The 18,745-nt window shown below is 70.7% G+C and carries 15 protein-coding genes and 3 pseudogenes; 10 read left to right on the top strand and 8 right to left on the bottom strand.

Features of this window, described 5'->3' with window-relative positions:
• Positions 1 to 51: 51 nt before the first annotated feature.
• From Sdia_RS18450 to Sdia_RS18440, 3 genes are read left to right on the top strand one after another with little or no spacing between them, the layout of a single operon-like run.
• Entirely contained in the window at positions 52 to 3,195 is a 3,144-nt protein-coding gene (locus Sdia_RS18450; protein WP_189500263.1) for an adenylate/guanylate cyclase domain-containing protein, read from the top strand.
• Between the two features lie 3 nt (positions 3,196 to 3,198).
• A complete protein-coding gene (locus Sdia_RS18445) occupies positions 3,199 to 4,077 on the top strand; it encodes a S8 family peptidase (protein ID WP_100454252.1) in 879 nt (292 codons plus the stop codon).
• On the top strand, positions 4,061 to 4,648 hold the full coding sequence (locus tag Sdia_RS18440; RefSeq protein WP_100454255.1) for a GAF domain-containing protein: 588 nt from the start codon (positions 4,061 to 4,063) through the stop codon (positions 4,646 to 4,648). Before Sdia_RS18445 ends, Sdia_RS18440 begins: the two co-directional genes overlap by 17 nt.
• A 763-nt stretch (positions 4,649 to 5,411) precedes the next feature.
• Here the strand turns inward: Sdia_RS18440 and Sdia_RS18435 are convergent.
• Complete coding sequence (locus Sdia_RS18435) at positions 5,412 to 6,557, bottom strand: calcium:cation antiporter (protein WP_189500264.1); 1,146 nt, start codon at positions 6,555 to 6,557, stop codon at positions 5,412 to 5,414.
• Positions 6,558 to 7,108: 551 nt separating this feature from the next.
• Between Sdia_RS18435 and Sdia_RS18430 the strand changes: the two genes are divergently transcribed.
• Complete coding sequence (locus Sdia_RS18430) at positions 7,109 to 8,164, top strand: Gfo/Idh/MocA family protein (RefSeq protein ID WP_189500265.1); 1,056 nt, start codon at positions 7,109 to 7,111, stop codon at positions 8,162 to 8,164.
• A gap of 400 nt (positions 8,165 to 8,564) precedes the next feature.
• Here Sdia_RS18430 and Sdia_RS18425 read toward each other — a convergent pair whose 3' ends face one another.
• On the bottom strand, positions 8,565 to 9,503 hold the full coding sequence (locus Sdia_RS18425; RefSeq protein ID WP_223123495.1) for a TetR/AcrR family transcriptional regulator: 939 nt from the start codon (positions 9,501 to 9,503) through the stop codon (positions 8,565 to 8,567).
• Positions 9,504 to 9,646: 143 nt separating this feature from the next.
• Between Sdia_RS18425 and Sdia_RS18420 the strand changes: the two genes are divergently transcribed.
• From Sdia_RS18420 to Sdia_RS18405, 4 genes and pseudogenes are all read left to right on the top strand, one after another.
• Positions 9,647 to 9,997, top strand: coding sequence for an effector-associated constant component EACC1 (locus tag Sdia_RS18420; protein ID WP_189500266.1), 351 nt, complete (start codon positions 9,647 to 9,649; stop codon positions 9,995 to 9,997).
• Entirely contained in the window at positions 9,994 to 11,877 is a 1,884-nt protein-coding gene (locus Sdia_RS18415) for a caspase, EACC1-associated type (protein ID WP_189500267.1), read from the top strand. The genes Sdia_RS18420 and Sdia_RS18415 overlap by 4 nt, the downstream gene beginning before the upstream one ends.
• 290 nt (positions 11,878 to 12,167) lie before the next feature.
• Positions 12,168 to 12,647 (top strand): annotated as a pseudogene (locus Sdia_RS18410) (transposase); the annotation flags it as partial.
• 249 nt (positions 12,648 to 12,896) lie between these two features.
• A complete protein-coding gene (locus tag Sdia_RS18405) occupies positions 12,897 to 13,226 on the top strand; it encodes a MarR family winged helix-turn-helix transcriptional regulator (protein WP_229831333.1) in 330 nt (109 codons plus the stop codon).
• A 156-nt stretch (positions 13,227 to 13,382) separates the two neighbouring features.
• On the opposite strand, the gene Sdia_RS18400 is transcribed toward Sdia_RS18405, so the two are convergent.
• The 5 genes and pseudogenes from Sdia_RS18400 to Sdia_RS18380 all read right to left on the bottom strand — a co-directional run bounded on the left by Sdia_RS18400 (position 13,383) and on the right by Sdia_RS18380 (position 16,384).
• The gene (locus tag Sdia_RS18400; RefSeq protein WP_189500269.1) at positions 13,383 to 14,300 is read right to left on the bottom strand and encodes a hypothetical protein; all 918 of its coding nucleotides are present in this window, start codon (positions 14,298 to 14,300) and stop codon (positions 13,383 to 13,385) included.
• Between the two features lie 79 nt (positions 14,301 to 14,379).
• Positions 14,380 to 14,931 (bottom strand): carboxymuconolactone decarboxylase family protein, encoded by a 552-nt coding sequence (locus Sdia_RS18395; protein WP_189500270.1) that lies wholly within the window; start codon positions 14,929 to 14,931, stop codon positions 14,380 to 14,382.
• Complete coding sequence (locus Sdia_RS18390) at positions 14,826 to 15,923, bottom strand: thioesterase domain-containing protein (protein WP_371874303.1); 1,098 nt, start codon at positions 15,921 to 15,923, stop codon at positions 14,826 to 14,828. The genes Sdia_RS18395 and Sdia_RS18390 overlap by 106 nt, the downstream gene beginning before the upstream one ends.
• 22 nt (positions 15,924 to 15,945) lie before the next feature.
• Positions 15,946 to 16,116: pseudogene (locus tag Sdia_RS30785) on the bottom strand (beta-ketoacyl synthase N-terminal-like domain-containing protein); the annotation flags it as partial.
• Positions 16,076 to 16,384: an acyl carrier protein gene (locus Sdia_RS18380; protein ID WP_189500272.1), complete on the bottom strand. Its 309-nt coding sequence runs from the start codon at positions 16,382 to 16,384 to the stop codon at positions 16,076 to 16,078. The gene Sdia_RS18380 and the pseudogene Sdia_RS30785, both read right to left, overlap by 41 nt.
• A 715-nt stretch (positions 16,385 to 17,099) precedes the next feature.
• Here Sdia_RS18380 and Sdia_RS18370 point away from each other — a divergent pair.
• Positions 17,100 to 17,390 (top strand): recombinase family protein, encoded by a 291-nt coding sequence (locus Sdia_RS18370; protein ID WP_189500274.1) that lies wholly within the window; start codon positions 17,100 to 17,102, stop codon positions 17,388 to 17,390.
• A gap of 118 nt (positions 17,391 to 17,508) precedes the next feature.
• Positions 17,509 to 17,692 (top strand): annotated as a pseudogene (locus Sdia_RS18365) (helix-turn-helix domain-containing protein); the annotation flags it as partial.
• Between the two features lie 525 nt (positions 17,693 to 18,217).
• Here the strand turns inward: Sdia_RS18365 and Sdia_RS18360 are convergent.
• Entirely contained in the window at positions 18,218 to 18,706 is a 489-nt protein-coding gene (locus Sdia_RS18360; protein WP_100458379.1) for a DUF6653 family protein, read from the bottom strand.
• Positions 18,707 to 18,745 lie beyond the last annotated feature (39 nt).

Below are 18,745 nucleotides of genomic sequence, written 5' to 3'. Positions count from 1 at the left end.
CGCACCGGCGCCGCCCGCCCGACGTCGCCCCGCCAGGAAGGACCCCGAGAGATGACCTGCTCCGCGTGCCACCAGGGGCTCCCCGCGGACGCCCGGTTCTGCCCGGCCTGCGGGACGCCCGCCGCCCCCGGCGCAGGACGGCCCGTACCGGCCGTCCCCGGCCTCCCGCTGCCCGAGGACAAACGCAAGCCGGTGACCGTGCTCTTCTGCGACATGGTCGGCTCCACCGCGCTCTCCGGCGCCCTCGACCCGGAGACGCTGCGCACCCTCACCCTGCGCTGGTTCGGGCTGATGAGCGCGGAGATCGAGGCGCGCGGAGGGACACCGGAGAAGTTCATCGGCGACGCCGTCATGGCGGTCTTCGGCGTCCCGCACGTCCACGAGGACGACGCCCGCCGGGCGCTTGCCGCCGCCCTCGGCATCCGTGAGGCGCTGAAGCGCTTCAACGCCGAACTGGAGCGGACCCTCGGCCTGCGCATCGGCATCCGGATCGGCGTCAACACCGGCCAGGTGGTGGCCGGTTCCGACGCCACCGCCCGGCAGGCGCTGGTCTCCGGCGAGACGGTCAACGTGGCCGCCCGGCTGGAGCAGAACGCCGGTCCGGGGGAGATCCTGATCGGCCCGCAGACGCTGAGCGCCGCCGGTCCCACCGTCGCCGTCGAGGAGGCCGGCCCGCTGGCCCTCAAGGGCAAGACCGACCGCGTCCCCGCCTACCGGCTCCTCGCCCTCGGTGCCGACGACCCCGAACTGCTGCGCCGCTTCGACATCGCCTTCGTCGGGCGCCGCACCGAACTCGCCCGCCTGGCCGAGGAGGCACACGCGGCCCGGCGCGGCACCAGGCTGCTGCACCTGGCAGGCGAAGCGGGCACCGGCAAGACCCGGCTGCTCCGGGAGTGGCGCACCCGCGCCACCGGCCCCGGCCACCTCGTGCACGGGGCCGGACGCTGCCGAGGCTACGGCGACCACGGCTCTCTCGCCCCGCTCGCCGACGCGGTGCGCACCGTCCTGGCCGAGGCACCACGCTCCGCCGACGGCCACCAGGACGACATCGCCCTCGGCGTCCTCGCCGCCGGACTGCTGGACGACGGCACACCCAACGTGCCCCTGGAGGAGATGTGCGCGGCCCTCGCCACGGTCCTCGCCCGCACCGCCCGCACCTGCCGCCCGGTCCTGGTGCTCGACGACTGGCACTGGGCCCCGCCACCCCTGGTACGCGCCGTCGAACTCCTGCACATCCGGCTCGGGGACGCACCCGTACTGCTCGTCTGCGCCGGTCGGCCCGGTGGCGCCGCCCCGCCCGCCACCGCGATCCCGCTGCGCCTGGAAGGGCTGGACCGCGCGGAAGCGGCCCGCCTCGCCGCCGACCTGATCGGTGCGCCGCGCACCCCGGTCGCCGCCCGGCTGCTGGAGCGGGCCGAGGGGAACCCGCTCTACCTGGAACAACTCCTGCTGCCCGCCGACGCCGGCACACCGGCGCTCTCCGACGACGAGCTGCCACCGACCCTCCAGGCCCTCCTCGGCGCCCGGATCGGCGCCCTCGACCCGGCCGAACGCTTCGTCCTCGACATCGCCTGCGTCGTCGGCCGCGAATTCGACCCCGCCGAACTGGCCCGCCTCGCGGCCACCGCCCCGGGCACGGCGGCCCCGCCGGACGGCGACGAACCGCCCACCGTCCTGCCGGTGCTCCAGCGCCTCCGGCGGCGCCGCCTGGTCGAGCCGGTGGGCACCGGACCCCGCAGCCCGTACCGCTTCGCCGGCGGCCTCGTCCAGGAGGTGGCGTACGCCTCCCTCTCCAAGCGGACCAAGGCGGAACGCCACGAACAGGCCGCCCGGCTGCCGAGCGTCACCCAGGCCGGGGACGCCGCCGTCGGTGGTCACCTGGAGCGTGCCTGCCGCCTGCGGACCGCGCTCGGCCTCGTCGACGACCGGACCGCCCGGCTGCGCGCCCGGGCCGCCACCGCGCTCGGCCGGGCCGGCGCCCAGGCCGTGGCCCGCTCCGACCTCACCTGGGCCGACAGCCTGCTGGGCCGCTCCGTCGAACTGGCCGAGCCCGACGCGCCCGGAGCGGTCACGGCCCTGCGCCGCCTCGGCGAGGTACGCGTCGCGCTCGGCCGGACCGAGGAGGGCACCGCCCTGCTGCGCCGGGTGGCCGCGGACGGAACCGTACCGGTCGAGGCCGCCCACGCCCGCCTCGCCCTCGCCGTCCAGGACCCCGGGGCCGCGCTCGCGTCGGTCGCCCGCGCCGTGCTGCCCGTCTTCGAGGCGGCCGGTGACCGGATCGGCCAGGCCCGCGCCCGGCTCCGTCTCGGACAGCAACGCCAGGCCACCGGACGCCACGAGGAGGCCGACCGCGAACTGGTCCGTGTCCTGGACCAGGCGGTCGCCGCGGGCGCGGAGCCCGAGCGGGCGGCGGCCCTGGGAGCCGTCGGCGTCTCACTGTGGCGCGGGCCCGAACCCGTCGCCGCCGCGATCCACCGCTGCCGGGCCCTGCTCGCCGCTCACGGCGACGGCCGGCCCACCGTCGGCGTCACCCTCAACTGCCCGCTCGCCGTCCTCCTCGCCCTGGACGACCGGCCCGGCGAGGCACACGCCGCCCTCGCCGAGGCGGCCCGGCTCGCCGCCGAACTCGCCTACGCCGAGGCCGGCGTCTTCCTCCCGGTCTTCCGGGCCACCGTCACCACCCTGGCCGGGCGGCGCGTCGAGGCCTTGCGGCTGCTCGCCGACGCCGATGCCGAGGCGGAACGCCTGGGCGCGGGCGGGATGCGGGTCGCCATCGCGCTGGAGACCGGGCGGCTGCTGCTGGACGAGGGGCGCGTTCACGAGGCGGCCGAACGACTCACGCCGGCCGTCCGGGCCGACGCGCTCTCCCGCGCCGACACCGTCGACCTCGCCGGGCTGCGGGCCCGGCTGGCCGCCACCTACGGGCGGGGCGAGAGGGCTCTGGCCGCCGCCGACGAGGCCGTGGCCACCGCCGCGCTGACCGACTCGCTCCCGCTGCGGGCGACGGCCGCCCTCGACCGGGCCCGGGTCCTTGCCTCGCTCGGCGCGCACGAGGGGGCCGAGGCGGAGGCCCGCCGCGCCGAGGAGCACTTCAGCGACAAGGGCCACCTGCCAGGGGCGCGGGCCGCCCGAGCCCTGCTGGGCGGGCCCGACGGCGTCCAGGCCGGTACGACCACGACCGAGAAGGCGAGTTGACCCATGGGGACGACCACCACCGGGGCACCGCCCGGGACCGCGCTGACCTGGAGCCTGCGCGGCCGGGGCCCCGACGACCTGCCCGTCGTCGCCGACCCCGCCGCGCCGGACGGCCCCGCCGAGGGGACCGGGCGCGGCGTGCGGGTCTGCGTCGTCGACTCCGGCGTGGAGCGGGACCACCCGCTGGTCGGGCCACTCGCCGGCTCCTGGGTGGTTGTCAAGGACGGGGCCACCGGTGAGGCCGAGGTGCTTCCCACCACCACCGGCGACACCTGCGGCCACGGCACCGCCTGCGCCGGCATCATCCGCCGCACCGCGCCGGAGTGCGAGATCACCAGCGTCCGGGTGCTCGGCGAGCGGTTCTCCGGCACCGGGGACGTGCTCCTGGCGGGGTTGCGGTGGGCCGTCGACCAGGGGTTCGACCTGATCAACCTCAGCCTCTCCACCACCCGGACCCGGTTCGCCCACCAACTGCACGAACTGGCCGACCGCGCCTACTTCGCCCGGACGGTGCTCGTCGCCTCCGCCCACAACACGCCGGTGGAGAGCTTCCCCTGGCGGTTCGCCTCGGTGCTCTCCGTCGGCAGCCACCAGGAGGACGACCCCGCACTCCACCTCTACAACCCGTCCCCGCCGGTCGAGTTCTTCGCCCCCGGCCAGAACGTGACCGTTCCCTGGCTGGGCGGCGCCACCATCCGCACCACCGGCAACAGCTTCGCCACCCCGTACATCACCGGTCTCAGCGCGCGTCTGCTCTCGGCCCGTCCGAGGATGACGCCCTTCCAGCTCAAGAGCGCCCTCTATCTGTCCGCGGCCAACGTGACGCTCGGGCCGCGGCACCACCTTCCGGCAGGAGAGGCATCCGATGACTCCGAGAACTGACCCCGTCACCGCCCCGGTCCCGCTTCCCGGCGCCGCCGGCGACGCCCGGCGCCGTGAACTCCTCCAGTCCGTCGTCGAGGTGGCCCGCGCCATCTTCGGCGCGGCGGCGGGCTCCGTCCTCCTCCTCGACGAGGAACGCGACGAACTCGTCTTCGCGGCCGTCTCCGGCGAGGGCGAGGAGTTCCTGGTCGGCAACAGGTTCCCGGCGGGCAGCGGCATCGCCGGCTGGGTCGCCACCTCGGGGGAACCGGTCGTCGTCGACGACCTCACCGCCAACCGTTCCTTCGACCGCTCGGTCGCCGAGTCCACCGAGTACGTGCCCGACGCCCTGATGGCCGCACCCCTGGTCAGCGACGGCCGGGTGCTGGGCGTCCTGGAGGTCCTGGACCCGTCCCCGCAGGCCCGCTCCGGCCTCCCCGAGCTCGACCTGCTGGCCCTCTTCGCCCGCCAGGCGGCCACGGCCCTGCGCGTGGTCTCCCCCGATCCTCCGGCAGACCTCCCCCCGTCCCGTCGCGCGGACGCCCTGCGCCTCCTCGGCAGCCTGGAACAACTCCTGCGCGAGCCGGCCTGACCTGTGTCCGCTGCACGCCGACGGCGTAGGGGCGGACCGTGGGCCAGCTCTGCGTGCCGATCATTTCCGGACGTTCGGTGGGTGCGGTGCCGGCCAGCCCTGCCTGGCTGCCCGGGCCCGCCTCGCCCGGCTCCAGCGGGCCGACGGGCCGTTCCGGAGGAGGACGGCCCGCCAGTGCTGTGACCGCACAGGCCCGCCGGGTCGGTGGCCGGCACGGTCGGAGGGGCGGCGACGTCGGAGCCGACTGCTGGGCGTGCGGTGGCCGAGCCTTCACGGTGCGCGGGCTGACCGATGAGGAAGGACGGAGGCCTGCCGTGAACGGTCAACCGGGCGATACGGGGCAGAAGACCTTCGTGCGCGGTGTGGAGCCCAGACACCTCCACCACCCCGGATGCCTTCGCCGTGATCAATACCCCTCGGTGTCGACAACGCTCGTTGTCGACACTCCTAGCTGTACGGACGATCCTAGGGCCCGCACGAGGTGCACGTCTGTCTGCATACAGCAGCGGCGAGGACGTGAGGCCGCGCCAGCGCCGCCGGCCTACGCCCTGATCTCGTGAGTCCGGGAAAGCGGCGTCCCGCGGAGCGAGGCCGAACTCGCGACCGGTCCGCACCACCACCGCGCCGGGCGATGCCTGACCGTGACTGCCGCCCGCGTGCGTCGTCGACGAGGCCGTGGATGACAGGCCCACAGACGTCGACCGGTTCCCCCCGGTGGAGGCCACGTCGTCGGCTCAGTGTCGACGCGGCCGCGTCGGGGCCGTCATGAGAACACGCTGATGCCGTAGAGGACGAACACGAACAAGTGGGCCGCGCCATGGATGGCGGTGACGCGCCTGGCGCTGAACGTCGTGAGGCTCAAGAGCAGGCTCACGCCGAGCAGCAAGAGGTTCGCCGGGCTCTCGGCGAGGATCACGGTCTGGTCGGTGAGCAGTCCGATGGCGAGCACCACCGGGAGCGTGAGCCCGACGCAGGAGACGAGCGCACCGTGGGCGAGGTTGCTCACCCGCTGTGTCTCTCCCGTCCAGGCGGCTCGGACCGTGGTGATGCCCTCCGGGAGGAACACGATGAGAGCGATGAGGACGCCTGAGAGGGCGAGCGGCGCGCCGAGCCGGTCGAGCCCGTCGTCGAGGAACGTCGCCATGTCATGGGAGAGCAGGACGATGGGCGCCACCGTGACCAGCAGAACCATGATCCGGGCCACGATCTCGGCACGGTGCTCGCGCAGAACCGCACCGATGCCCGACTGCTCGCTCCCATCCGTCGGGTCGCCGGGCTCCGTGCCTGTGACCTCCTGGAAGTCCGCGCTCTGTGCTCCGGTCTGTCGGTGGAGGAAGAACCCGTACAGCACGACAGTGAGGACGAGGATCGGCACTTCCTGGCCCCTCGTGTAGGCGCCGTCGGTGCCGATGACGGCGGGGAACGCGAACGCGACGGCGACGAGGACGACCAGCATCGAGAGGTAGGCGGAGATCCCCGTCGGGTTGACCCGCAGATCGCTGTGGCGCAGGCCGCCGATCAGAAGGGCCGCTCCGACGACGAGGGTGAGCACGATCATCGTCGCGGCCATGACGGAATCACGGGCGACGGTCGCGTGATCGCCCGGGCCGAGCATGACCGCGGAGATGAGGATGACCTCGATGAGCACGATCGACAACGTGAGGACGAGGGTGCCGTAGGGGTCTCCGAGGCGCCGGGCGAGATGCTCGGCCTCGGTGACGACGCCGAAGGCGCAGACGATGATGACCGACACGATCGCGGCGAGCACCGCGAACAGCACGAAGGTCGACAGGTGACCGCCCAGAACGGGCTCGGCCAGGGTCAGAGTGAGAAAGGCGACCCAGCCGAGCACGATGCGCGCAGCTGCGATCGGGGTCAGGACGGAGCGGAGCGAGGATGTTCTGAGCACGGGAGGAAAGGGCCTCTTCTGCGGGGCCGTCCCCGCGCGTGTCGTCTCCGTCCGGGCCGTCCCGTCGGCGTCGTTCCGGCGACAATCCTACTGGTCAAGGCGCTCGATGCACGATTGCCGCCCCGTCGCCGCGCTGGCTGGACACGTGCCCCTCATCACGGACGGTGCGACCCTCGGGCGGGCTGTGCGACGTGCACATCACCCGGGAAGACCACTGCCGCGGGTTGGGAACCGCACTCGCGCGAACGGTCGTCGAGGTGGTGCGCCCGGTGGCTCCGGTGCTCGACCATCCGCGTCGTCAGCCTCGTCCGGGCGGTCCTCGCCCTCCACCTGACCGGTGCAGACTCAGGTTGAACAGGCTCAGTGGGTTCCGGCGCCGGCAAAGGGGCGCGTCGCTCTCCCAAGGCGTTGGGAGTCCCCGTTCGTCAGACCGGCTTGCTGTCCTTCCGCCGGTGTCGGGACGGGCGACCCGGCCGGCCGCTCTTGTCTGCTCACGCTTGCGGCGCGGAAAACCAGCTGTGAGGGAAGGGCGGGCAAAGGATGATGCCCGTATGCGGACAGGGGTGATCGGACTCGGGATGGGGCTACACCTGGCGGACTGGTGCCGCAAGGTGGGCTTGGAGGTCGTGGCGGCGTGTGACCGTGACGCTGAACGCCGCGCCGCAGCACGTGCCCAGCTACCCGGCGTGGTGCTGGCGGAACGGTGGGAGGATTTGCTGGAGCACCGTCTTGACGGGGTCGTCCTCGCCAACGACTTCGATGAGCACGCGCCGTTGGCCATCGCGTTCCTGGACCGCGGAGTCCATGTGCTGTCCGAATCGGCGGCGTGCGTGGACGCCGCGGAAGGGGAGCGGCTCATCGCGGCGGCGGACAGGTCTTCAGCGACCTACTCCTTGGCCGAGAACTACGTGGCTCATCCGCACGTCCGGCTCATCCGGCAGGCGATCAAGGCGGGGGAGCTGGGCCGGGTCAGTCTGATCGAAGCGGACTACCTGCACGGCATGTCCCCGGCGGATGTCGTGGGCCTGATCGGCGACCCGGCCCACTGGCGGGGACGCATCGCTCCCACGGCGTACTGCACCCATACCCTCTCACCGGTACTGGCTCTCACGGACGCGTGGCCGGTGGAGGTGTCGGCGTTCTCGGTGGACAAGAAGGACCCCCGCGCCGCGGTCGTCATGACGGTACGGCTGTCCACCGGGGCGATGGCCCTCACCCGGCACGGGTTCCTCCAGGGGGAACCCGACAGCCACTGGAGCTGGCTCTCGGTCCGCGGTACCAAGGCGTTGGCCGAGTCCGTCCGGGCCGCAGGCGAACGGTCCTGGTCGGTCCGCGTCCGCACGGAGGGCTGGGCGACCCCGGACGGCCACGCCCGTGAGGAGGAACGCACCCCCGTGCCGCTCGTCCTCGCCGGGAAACCCGTAGCACGCGGAGCAGAGGGCACCGTACGGGTCCTGCGCGCCTTCCGGGCCACGATGGAGCGAGGCGGGTCACCCCTGGTACCGGTGCGGCCCGCCGTGGCCGCGTCACTGGTCGGCGTGGCCGGCGCGGAGTCGCTGGCCAACGGTTCCCGTCCCGTTCCGGTGCCTGTGATGACGACCGAATGAGGGAGCTGCTCGGGTGGTTCCTGACGTTCCCGTCCGGCATCGACAGCGCGGGAAGAAACGTGCACGGATGTTCCGTCCAGTCGTCGCCCCGGCGGTCGGCCCCAGCCGGATGGGGGCTGAAATCGCCCCCCGTGCACAGGTGTTCTGGCGCGGACAGTGCCCTGTGGTGCGCAATCGCCTCCTGCGCCGACCGGGGCAGGACCATCAGCGAAAGCCCTACCCGGGGGTCGGGCCGGGGGACATGGCGAGGGCCCAGAACCGGTCGTACCGGCCGCCCTGCCGCAGGAGTTCGTCGTGGCTTCCGTGCTCGACGATCCTGCCGCGGTCCAGGAAGGCGACCCGGTGCGCGCGCCGGCCGTCCGCATCCGGTGGGCGACCATGATCACCGTCCGGCCCCCTGTCAGCCGCTCGATGCCCTCGTGCACCGCCGCCTCGTTGCGCGTGTCCAGTGCGGAGGCCACCTCGTCGAGGAGGACGACGGGTGCGTACGCCGTCCTGGTCTGGGCTGCCGAGCACGCCGCCGAACTGGGCGTCGATTCGGAGCGGATCGCCGATTCCGTCCAGCACGGTGTCGAGCATCCGGTCGAACTCCGCCAGGGAACCGAAGTCGGTTATGAGCGGGGGCGAGGGCGGCCATGGCCGGGTAGGCGGTGGCGTCGAAGGCGGGCATCGCACCGGGCTCCTCGATGGTGCGCGCCAGCAGGTGCCCGTCGAGGAAGCCGAACAGCACCAGAGGCGCGTCCGCGACCGTCCGGTCGGGCAGGCCGGCCGCCCGCATGGCGGCGGCCGGTCTCTCCAGCGCGGAGACGGCCACGGGTGAGGTCTGGGCCCGTGTCACCAGCAGCGGGAAGATCCTCGGGTGCCGGTAGGCCATGGCCCGGTACTCGTGCGCCGTCCGGCGGGCCACTTCCTCCCAATCGGAGGGGCCGTCGCCGTCCGGGACGGTCGCCACCTCGGCGAGCACCGCCTCGGACATCGCGTCGAGCAGCGCCGCTTTGCCTTTGACATGGTGATGGATCGACATCGGGTCGACCCCCAGTTCCTGGGCGAGCCGCCGTACGCCGAAGACCTCCAGGCCGTCGCGGTCGGCCAGTGCGACGGCCGCATCGGCGATGCGTTCCCGGTCGAGCCCCGCCGACACACGCCCTCTGCGGACCACCCTCGCCGCCTGCCGCAATACGCCCACCTGGTTCCCACCTCCCGCGCGCAGCGTCTGGAGCAACGGATGCGCCAGCGAGTGCGCCTCCTCCGTCATCCGTACGACGAGCAGGACCAGCTCCGCCTGACGCAGCAGTGGCGCCGGCGTGAGGACAGGGTGCAGGCAGCCGTCGTCCAACACGATGCGTCCGCAGTCCACCAGGACGTCCCAGCCGAGCTGCTGAACCGCCCCCAGGTCTCGGCGCCGGGGCCGATCCGGTCATGCCCCGCCAACTCCGTGCGTCCTACCTATACTTGGCGCCCTGACATGAAACGGGGGCCATTTTGGAGATCGTCGTTCAGTGCAGTGGCGGCGGAGCCGAGGACGCACTCCGCTCGTTGGGCCGGTGGCTCGAGGCGGACTCGGCCGTGCGCCGTCATGCGCAAGTCGCACCAGGATCGGCACGGCCGGCGATCCCCGGACTGCAGGGAGATCTGCTGGATCTGATCACGCTGCTGGTCAGCAGCGGATTCAGTGCCGCCTCGCTGGCCGTGTCCATAGCTTCCTGGCGAGCCAGCCGCCCCAGCCCGCCCGAAACCGTCATCGTGCGGGTGGCGGGAGAGCAGATCGAGATTCCCGGTGATGCTTCTGGAGAGGAGACCGAGGCGATGATCCGACACCTCTTCGAAGGATGACCTCCACGCAGCAGCCTCCGGCTCCCGACGGCAGCGAATCGACAAGCCCCCTCGCCGGCACGGGCCTGCCCGACCCGTCCGGGACCCGCATCGTGCTGATCGGCGCCGGACGGTTCAACGAACTCCACCAGTTGCCGGCGACGCGCCGCAACGTCGAGGACCTGGCCGATCTCATCACCGCCGCCTGGAACCTTCCCGTCGCGAACTGCACAGTCCTTCGTGACCCGGCATCGCCCCGCGATCTCTCGCGGGCCGTGGAGGAGGCCGCCAAGGAGGCCACCGACACCCTGCTGGTGTACTACGCAGGCCACGGACTCATCGACTGGTCCGGACACTTTCACCTGGCGGTGCGAAGCAGCGAGCGGGAGTCCGTGCACGACACCGCGGTCCCGTACGCCTGGGTCAAGGAACACGTCGAGAAGAGCCGCGCCGAGCGGCGCATCGTCATCCTCGACTGTTGCTACGCCGCCCGCGCCTTCGGGTCGCAGTCCGACTCCGCCCTCTTTGAGGTGGCGGGAACCTACGTCCTCGCCGCGGCGAGCGAGACCGCCACCGCGGTGTCACCGCCTGGCGAGGAATTCACCGCGTTCACAGGCGCGTTACTGACTGTATTGCGCAACGGGGTCCCGGGCCTGCCTCGCTACCTTGATCTCGACAGCATCTTCCGCCGACTGAGCAAAGAGCTCACACTCAGCAACAGGCCCCAGCCGTCGAAGCAGAGCCGCGACCACCTGGACCGCGCCCCGTTCATCAAGAACGCCGCCTACGCTCCTTCCGGTGACGCTCCCCTGCCGCCTGTTCCCGCGCAGCAACGGCCACTCGCCGAGACCAGCGGCACGGGAACGCCGCCGCCGTCGCGCACGTCTGCCACCTCAAAGGCTGCCGCAGTTCCCCGGCGGACCGCGAACATCCCGGACGGCAAGCCGATCCCGTTGATGCAACGGAAGGCCGTCCGCCTCGTGGGGCTTGCGGCGGCTGCCCTGGCCCTGCTTCTGGGGGGATACTCCGTGTTCTCCGTCTCGCCCGAGGACTCACCTCAGATCCGCCAGATCCACGGCAAGGGCACCATCAAGGTCGGGGTCAAGGCGGATCAGCCAGGCCTCGCCAGCGAAACAACACCTGGACAATGGCAGGGCTTCGAAATCGACTTGGCATACAACATCGCGGCTGGCCTTGGATTCCCCCGTCACAAGGTGAAGTTCCGGGCCGTGGAAACGAAGGACCGCGACCGACTGCTGCAGAGCGGAGAAGTGGACTTCGTCCTGGCAACCTGGACCATGGACGGTTCCCAGGCAACGAAGGCCAGGAAACACGCCAGCGTACCGCTTAGTTTCGTCGGCCCCTATTTCAAGACAAGCCTGTCCGCGCTGGTCTGGGGAACGGAAGAGGGCGTTGCCTCGGTGGAAGGGATCGACGACATCCGGGAGTACGACCGGGACCGAATCTGCACCGCCGTCGGGTCGACGTCGGAGGACTACTTGAAGAAGGAGGATGTCGACCATACGACGAAGGCCTCGTATCAGCAATGCTGGAATGATGAGAATGTCCATGTCGTCATTACGGATGAAATCATCCTCGCAGGCCTCAATCAGATGAACGACTATCGAACCGGAGAGGGGGAAGAGGCGAAAAAAGGGCATGTGGTTCGACTCGCCGGCACCGTTGAATCCTACGGCGTGGGCCTCACCGCAGGCGATCCGATCTTCGAATATCTGACGTGCCGGGCGATCCCGAAGGACTGGGAATCGAATGTGAGTACCAATCTGGAGGAGATGGCAAAGAAGCACCTGGACAGTGAATGGACGCGGCCCACCGTGAAGTTCCCGGAATGCAGCCGGCTGGACGCATGGAAATATAAAATGCGCAACTTCTTCTTCTGACCGTGCTGCGCCACTGACAGAAATGTGGCCCGCACTCCCGGCATGGAATGCGGGCCGCGTCGCTCCGCTATGCCCCCCCCCAAGCCCACTCCGCATCCCGCGCCGCCTCCAGCGACTGAGCTTCCTCGAGTTGGCCACCGATCGGGTGTCGGGCCGTGAAGTGCAACGAGCGAGGGCCCCCGGGGTGTTGATCGAGATGTCTGACGTCTCCATCACGTTGCTCGGGGGCCTCGTCGGTCACACACCCTGCCGCACTCGACCTGCCGCACGCACTCGTGGAGTGGGTCACCATGCTGATCGGCACCCGTGAGGGCGACCGGCGCTGCAAGCTCCGTCCGTCCCAGCGCGCGATGGTGGCACTGGTGTACCTGCGCGAACACGCCACCCTCGCGAAGATCGCCGCCGGGTTCGGGATCAGCGAGTGCACCGCCCACGCCTGCACCAGCGGGGTCCTCGACCTGCTCGCCACCCGTGCACCGGGCCTGCTGAAGGCGCTGCGCGACCACGAACCCGACTTCGTCCTGCTCGACGGCACCCTCGCCGAATGCGACCGGGTCGGCGACGGCCGGGCCGACTACTCCCACAAGCGTCGGCGCCACGGTGTGAACGTGCAGGTCGTCACCGATCCCGGCGGCCGGCTGCTGTGGCTCTCGCCCGCCCTGCCGGGCCGCACCCACGACCTGACCGCTGCCCGCACCCACCGGATCATCCGGATCTGCGAGCGCCAGAGCGTACCGATCGTGGCCGAAGTTCGATATCGGTCGGCCGGATGGAACCCCGGGGGCGAGATTCTGTGATCGTTCCGGGCGGGGTTGCGTATCAGGCTTCCAGGAGCTGATACAGTTTTACTTTAAATAAAGTGATCGCACGTATATACGGGTCCTCTTATGTCTTCGCACCGCCCCGGGAATGCGCTTCCCTTTCTTCTTCTCCAGGCTTTCCGCACGCTGATCGACGAGCTGCATGTACGCCTCGCCGAGGCCGGGCACCCCGATCTGCGGCCGGCCCATGGGTTCGCCATGCAAATGATCAGGCAGGGCGGGAGCATCTCCGACCTCGGGCGGCGGCTGGGGGTGTCCAAGCAGGCTGCTCACAAGACGGTCGGAGGGCTGGAGCAGCTGGGGTATGTCCGGCGGACCCCGAACGCCAGGGACCAGCGCCAGGTCGACGTCGTCCTCACGGAACGCGGGATGGAGGCGCTCATGCTGTCCGGCGAGATCCTCAACGAGTTGCGCGAGGAGTGGGCCGAGACCGTGGGCGGGCCCGAGATGACCCTGGTCGAGGACACGCTGGCCCGGGTCGCCCGGCCCGGCGGGATCGAGCGGGTCATGGGCTGGCTGGGGTCCTGACCGTCGCGTCCCCGCGACGGCCGGGCCCGCGGGAAGCGGTGGGAAAGCGTGGTGCCCGTGCGGCTCACGGTCGGTGAGCCGCACGGGCACGGTGCGAGGGGCCCGGCGTCAGGGTGCTGGTGCGCGGGCCGGGATCCGACGGGGACGCATCGGAGGTCAGGACCCGCTGGGGGCCGTGCGCTGCACGAAGTTCTCCATGGTGAACGTGACGTCACCGGCGGAGTTGTAGCGGGTGCACATCTGGGTCGGGTAGTAGCCGGACAGCTCCACCTCCGGCGCCTGGGTGATCGGCTGGCACACCTTGGTGGGCTTGGTCGCGACGACCCAGTCCTTGTTGACGACCGGCTCCCAGTAGGTGACGTGGCCGTCGTAGACGCCGTAGGCGAACGCCTGGGTGAACGGATCCCCGTTGGCCGGAGCCGCGTTGGGGTTCACGATGTGGTTGCCCATGCGGCCGACGGCGCCCGGCATGCCCCAGCCCGCAGGCATGAACTGCGCCGGGACCGGCTTCATCGCGGTGGCCTCGTCATCGCAGTTGATGACGAGGTTGCACGGCCCGGTCCGGATCTTGTTCCGCTCCGTGAAATCCTGGATGAAGAAGTGGAAGTCGAAGTGCGGCTTGTCGAAGACATGGGTCGGGCCGTGGCCGTTGCGCTGCCAGTTGAACATCAGCCACTTGAACGGAAGCCCCGGGAGCTTGGGGAACCACAGGTTCCGCTCGTGGCCGCTCGCGCAGTCCGTCTCCAGGTTGATGCCGTCGCCGTCCTTGTCGAAACAGGTCTGGCCGTCATGGGTCGGCGTCGTCGGCAGTGTGTTCACGGCCGCCGCGTCGATCCTGACCGCCAGGACCTTCGGACGGTTCGAGGCGTCGGTGGCGTACAGGGTCTGGACGAAACCGTCGCCCAGGGAGACCTGGTTGAACAGCTTGAGCGCCGGAAGGTCGGACTCCGCCGCTACCGCCGCGGAGTCCGAGGCGTTCGTCGCCGAGACCATCGGTGCGAGCCCGATCACCGTGGTGACACCGAACGCGAGGCCCACCAGCGACCAGCGCACACGGCTTGCGGATATCTTCATCGGTTGATTTCTCCCCCTTGGTTCCTACCTCTGGTCGGTGCGCGCGGGTCACGCCGCGCGCACCTCAGTGTCCGGAGACTCAGTGCTCCGAGTGCCACTCGAAGGCCTTGAAGGGCTCGTCGAGCGGGGCCTCGGTCATACGGTTCGCGTATGTCGAGATGGTGTAGACGCCCAGGCCGAGGACGACCTCCAGCGCGTTGCGGCGGGTGTAGCCGGCGGAGAGGAACGCCTCCATCGTCTCCGGCTCCACGTACCCCTGGCCCTCCATGACGGCGAGGGTGAAGACACGCATCGCCTCCAGCTTCGCGTCGTCCAGGGGCTTGCGGGCGCGCAGCGCCTCAATGAGGGCCGGCTCCGCCTTCGAGCGGGTCAGCATGGAGGAGTGCATGGCCACGCAGTAGTGGCACTCCACCTTGGCGGCCATGGTGAGGACGAAGACCTCACGCTCCATCTGGCTCAGGCTCGTCTTGTTGAACAGCCCGTTGCCGGTCATGAAGGCTTCCAGCAGCTCCGGCGACTCGGCCATCAGCGCCACCGGCGCGGGCAGGAACCCGAAACCCTTGGCGGTGTTCTCGACGATCGGGCGGGACTGCTCGGGGGCCGAGGCGGCGTCGTGACGGGTGAAAGACATGATGACTTCCTTTTCTGAGGGGTGTGAAGCGAGCGACGGGGTTGTCGCTCAGTGGTCTTCTGCGTCCCAGCTCGCGCGCACCACCGAGGCGAACCTCTCGATACGGTCGGGCTGGAGCACGGAGTAGTGGTCACCGCCGAGGGTGTGGACGGCGACCAGGTCCTTGAGGTGGCCGCGGCCCACGCCGACGTCACGTCCTGGGACGCCCCGTCGGCGGCGCGGACCAGTACCGCGGGAACACGGTAGGTGCCGGGCCGATGGCCCGACAGGGCACGGGAGTTGGCGGTGAAGCGGGCCAACAGCGCGCCGATCGTCTCGTCGTCGGTGTCCGGCCCGAGCAGCCCGCCGAGGCGCAGCCGCTCGGTCAGTACGGCGGCCGGGTCCTCCTCCGCCGCCAGGTCGTGCCCGGCCAGCGGGTCGGGGGCGTCGGCGATGTGCGCGACGTCCCGGGCGAACCAGGCCAGCAGCTCGGCGTGGGACACCTCGCCGTGGTCCTCGTCGGGGTGCTCCATCAGGTCGAGCGCGACGACCGGTGCCACGGCGAAGCCGCGTTCCGCCAGCCGCTCGGCGACCTCCAGCGCGAGGACCCCGCCCATCGACCAGCCGGCGATCCGTACCTCCGGGCCCGTGGCGTCGTCGGCGATCGCGTCGGCGTACAGATCCGCGAGCTCGTCGAGACCGAACGAGGAGCCCAGGCCGTCGGGGACCTGGACGCCGGTCACCGGCATGCCGAGGAGCTGCGCCAGGCCGCGGTAGCAGACGACGTCGCCGCCCACCGGGTGGATCCAGTACGAGGTGGGGCCGGTCCCTTCGGAGCGGATCGGCACCAGCGTCGTGCGCTGCGCCCGCCCGTCGCGGACCGCCCCGGCCATGGCGGCGACCGTGGAGTGGGTGAACAGCACCGACAGCGGGAGCGTCGTTCCCAGGGCGGCCCTGATCCGGGACACCAACTGCACACCGAGCAGGGAGTTCCCGCCGAGCGCGACTGAGATAGCCCGCGTCCGGCATCGCCTCCCGGGCGTCCGGGAACCGCCCCTCCGGGGGCGGGCCGAACGCGTCCTTGCCGGCGAGGACCAGCTCCCACAGCTGCGCGACGGAGTCGGCGCCCGGAAGCCGTGCCGCCATCGACACGATCGCCAGGGGCTCACCCGGCCGCGTCTCGGCGGTCCGTCGGCCCTCCGGCACGTCGGCGCCGTCCTCCGCGGAGACCACCGCGGCGGGCGAACCCGTTCACCGTCGGGGAGGCCCACAGCGTGGCGGCGGGGACGTCACGGCCGAGGCGCACCGCCAGACGGCTGACCATCGCCACGGCTGCCTGCGAGGTGAGGCCGAGCGAGAAGAAGGTCGCTTGCCGGTTCAACTGCTCAGCGGGTAGGGGCAGTTCGGCGCAGAGTTGCGCGGCGATCCAGTCGGCGACGGCCGTCGTGTCCCGGTCGGCCGGTGTGCCGGTCATGCGCACCGCCCGGTGCGAGGCCGGATTGTTTCGATGCCGGAAGTGGGTAGATCCGCAAGCGGATCGGCGGTACATCGGTACGGCAGCCCGGAAGACATGCTGGAGACCCCCCGAATCCCCTAATGATCGTCAACGAGGTTGACGATATCAAAGGGGTCGGCGTCCGGGAGAGGGAAATGTTCGCACCAACCGGTGTTCAAGGGGGAGTTGGCGTGCTGATATCGGTGACGGAGTCCCGCATTCCGTACGGTGCGGGGCTGTGACCTGGAGGGATGGTGCCCGCACCGTGCGCCGGGCCACCGGAGCCGCGCCCCGGAACGAGTTCTTCAAGAGCCGGGCGGTGGCGCGATGACGCCCGGCGGCATCGGGCCACCCGCCGCCCCGCGCCGCCGCCCGCTTCCATCGCCCCGGAGCCGGACGGGCTCACCGGGTCCGAGCGCCGCTCCGGCCGCTCCGGTGGGGCCTGGGCCCGACGGCGCTACGGAGAACGTCACCCCTCGCCCATCGGGAACCCGCATCCTCCCGAACCGGCATGAACGGCCTCGGGCACTTCTGAACGGCCGGTTGTCATTGGGGAGATGATCTCCGGATTACGGCCGCCAGGACACCCGGTGTTCCGCGGGCCGGGCCTGGATCGCGTGGTTGGCCTCCCAGTCCTGGGGAAACAAGATCACCAAAGTTGGCGCCCAAGGCAGATGTGACAGAAGGTGAACCTATGTCCAATGTGCGACTCTTGCCCGGTATGCGGGCCCTCAAGGTGCGGCGTATCAGCCGCGACACCGAGGACAGCTCTGCTCTTGCCCGCCAAGGCGAGGAGCTGGACGCTGCCACAGAAGCAGGTCGGTACGCGGTAGCAGGCGAAGTCGAGGACTCGACCGTCTCGGGTGCGGTGAACCTGGACGAGCGGCCGAAGCTGGGCCGGTGGATGAAGGACCCGCTCTGGTACGAGTGGGAGGCCTTGATGGTTACCTCCCTGGACCGCATCACCAGGGATCAGCATCACTGAGTTCTTCGAGTTGGCCACCGATCGGGTGACGGGCCGTGAAGCGCAACGAGCGAGGCCCCCGGGCTGTTGATCGAGATGTCTGACGTTTCCATCACGTTGCTCGGGGGCCTCGTCGGTCATGCATCCTGCCGCACTCGTCCTGCCGCATGCACTCGTGGACTGGGTCACCCATGTTGATCGTCACCCGTGAGGGCGACCGGCGCTGCAAGCTCCGTCCGTCACAGCGCGCGATGGTGGCATTGGTGTACCTGTGCGAACACGCCACCCTCGCGAAGATCGCCGCCGGGTTCGGGATCAGCGAGTGTGTTTCTTTCGTAATGCCGCAGTTCAGGGCCGGTGAGGGGTCTCTGGGGCAGAACTGGCCGCCCTGGTCGGGCGCCCTGTACCGGAACTGCGTCAGGGAGGTCTGCTACCTGGCGGCGGTGATCGTACAGATGTCGAGCGCGACGACTGCTGCGGCACAGAACGCCACGTCGAGGGCCTGTCCGGCGGATCGAACCCTTCCGCCACCGCAAAAACGTGCCTCGCGTGCAGCGGCGGCGCTCAAGGGGACTCCTGCGCGGAGCTTCTACCGGGCCCGGGGCGGCTGTTGCAGATGAGGACCGGCATGGCGCTGGAGGCGGCGCGCCCGTGCCGGCGATGGCAGTGGTGTCGGGGGCGCGCACCAGGAGCTGGCGACGTCGCGGGCGCCGACAGGCTACGTCCGATTCAAACAGCAGCGTTCGTCCACCGGTTCGGGCAGCGGCTTGTGGCCTGGGGCCTCATGGATGTTCGCGAGAAATCGCAGCAGTGTGGGGATGGGGCGCCGCCTGAAGGCTGGGGGTGCTTCACGCCGTGTCACCCCGGGACTGCTCGTGCAGGTGCTGTTGGAACAGCAGGCCGTAGCGGTCGATCCGCCATAGCTGGGCGAGCACGGCCACGACGGTGCCCAGGGCGAGCGGCCAGATGGTCAAGGCGGTCAGTCCCCAGGCGATCAGCGCGAAGCCGACCAGGCCGGATGCGATCAGCCAGTTGAGGGTCGTCTTGTGCTCGGCTGGAACCTTGCCGTCGACGTGGAGCTGTTCACCGTAGATGCCCTTTGCGGCCCAGCTGGTGGGCTCCACCGGCTGGAACAGGTGCACGTTGAGCCAGAGCCAGACAACGACGATGAGGACGGCGGCCAGGCACCACCAGCCGAGCCATTGCCGGCTCCACACGGCCAGCTCGAAGGCCGGGATGGCGGCGAGGCGAGTCCACACGCTCCACGGATTGGCGTGCCTCTTCCAGGTTTCGTCGGACATTCCGTGGACGGTGGCTGCGGCGTTCTTGCGAGTCACGGGTGGGTGGGCCCTTCTGCTCGACGCATTCGGCGCTCA

Source organism: Streptomyces diastaticus subsp. diastaticus, assembly GCF_011170125.1.
Taxonomy (GTDB): Bacteria; Actinomycetota; Actinomycetes; order Streptomycetales; family Streptomycetaceae; genus Streptomyces; species Streptomyces diastaticus.
The sequence above is the reverse complement of the archived record's forward strand: the minus strand, read 5'-3'. Positions and strand labels throughout refer to the sequence as shown.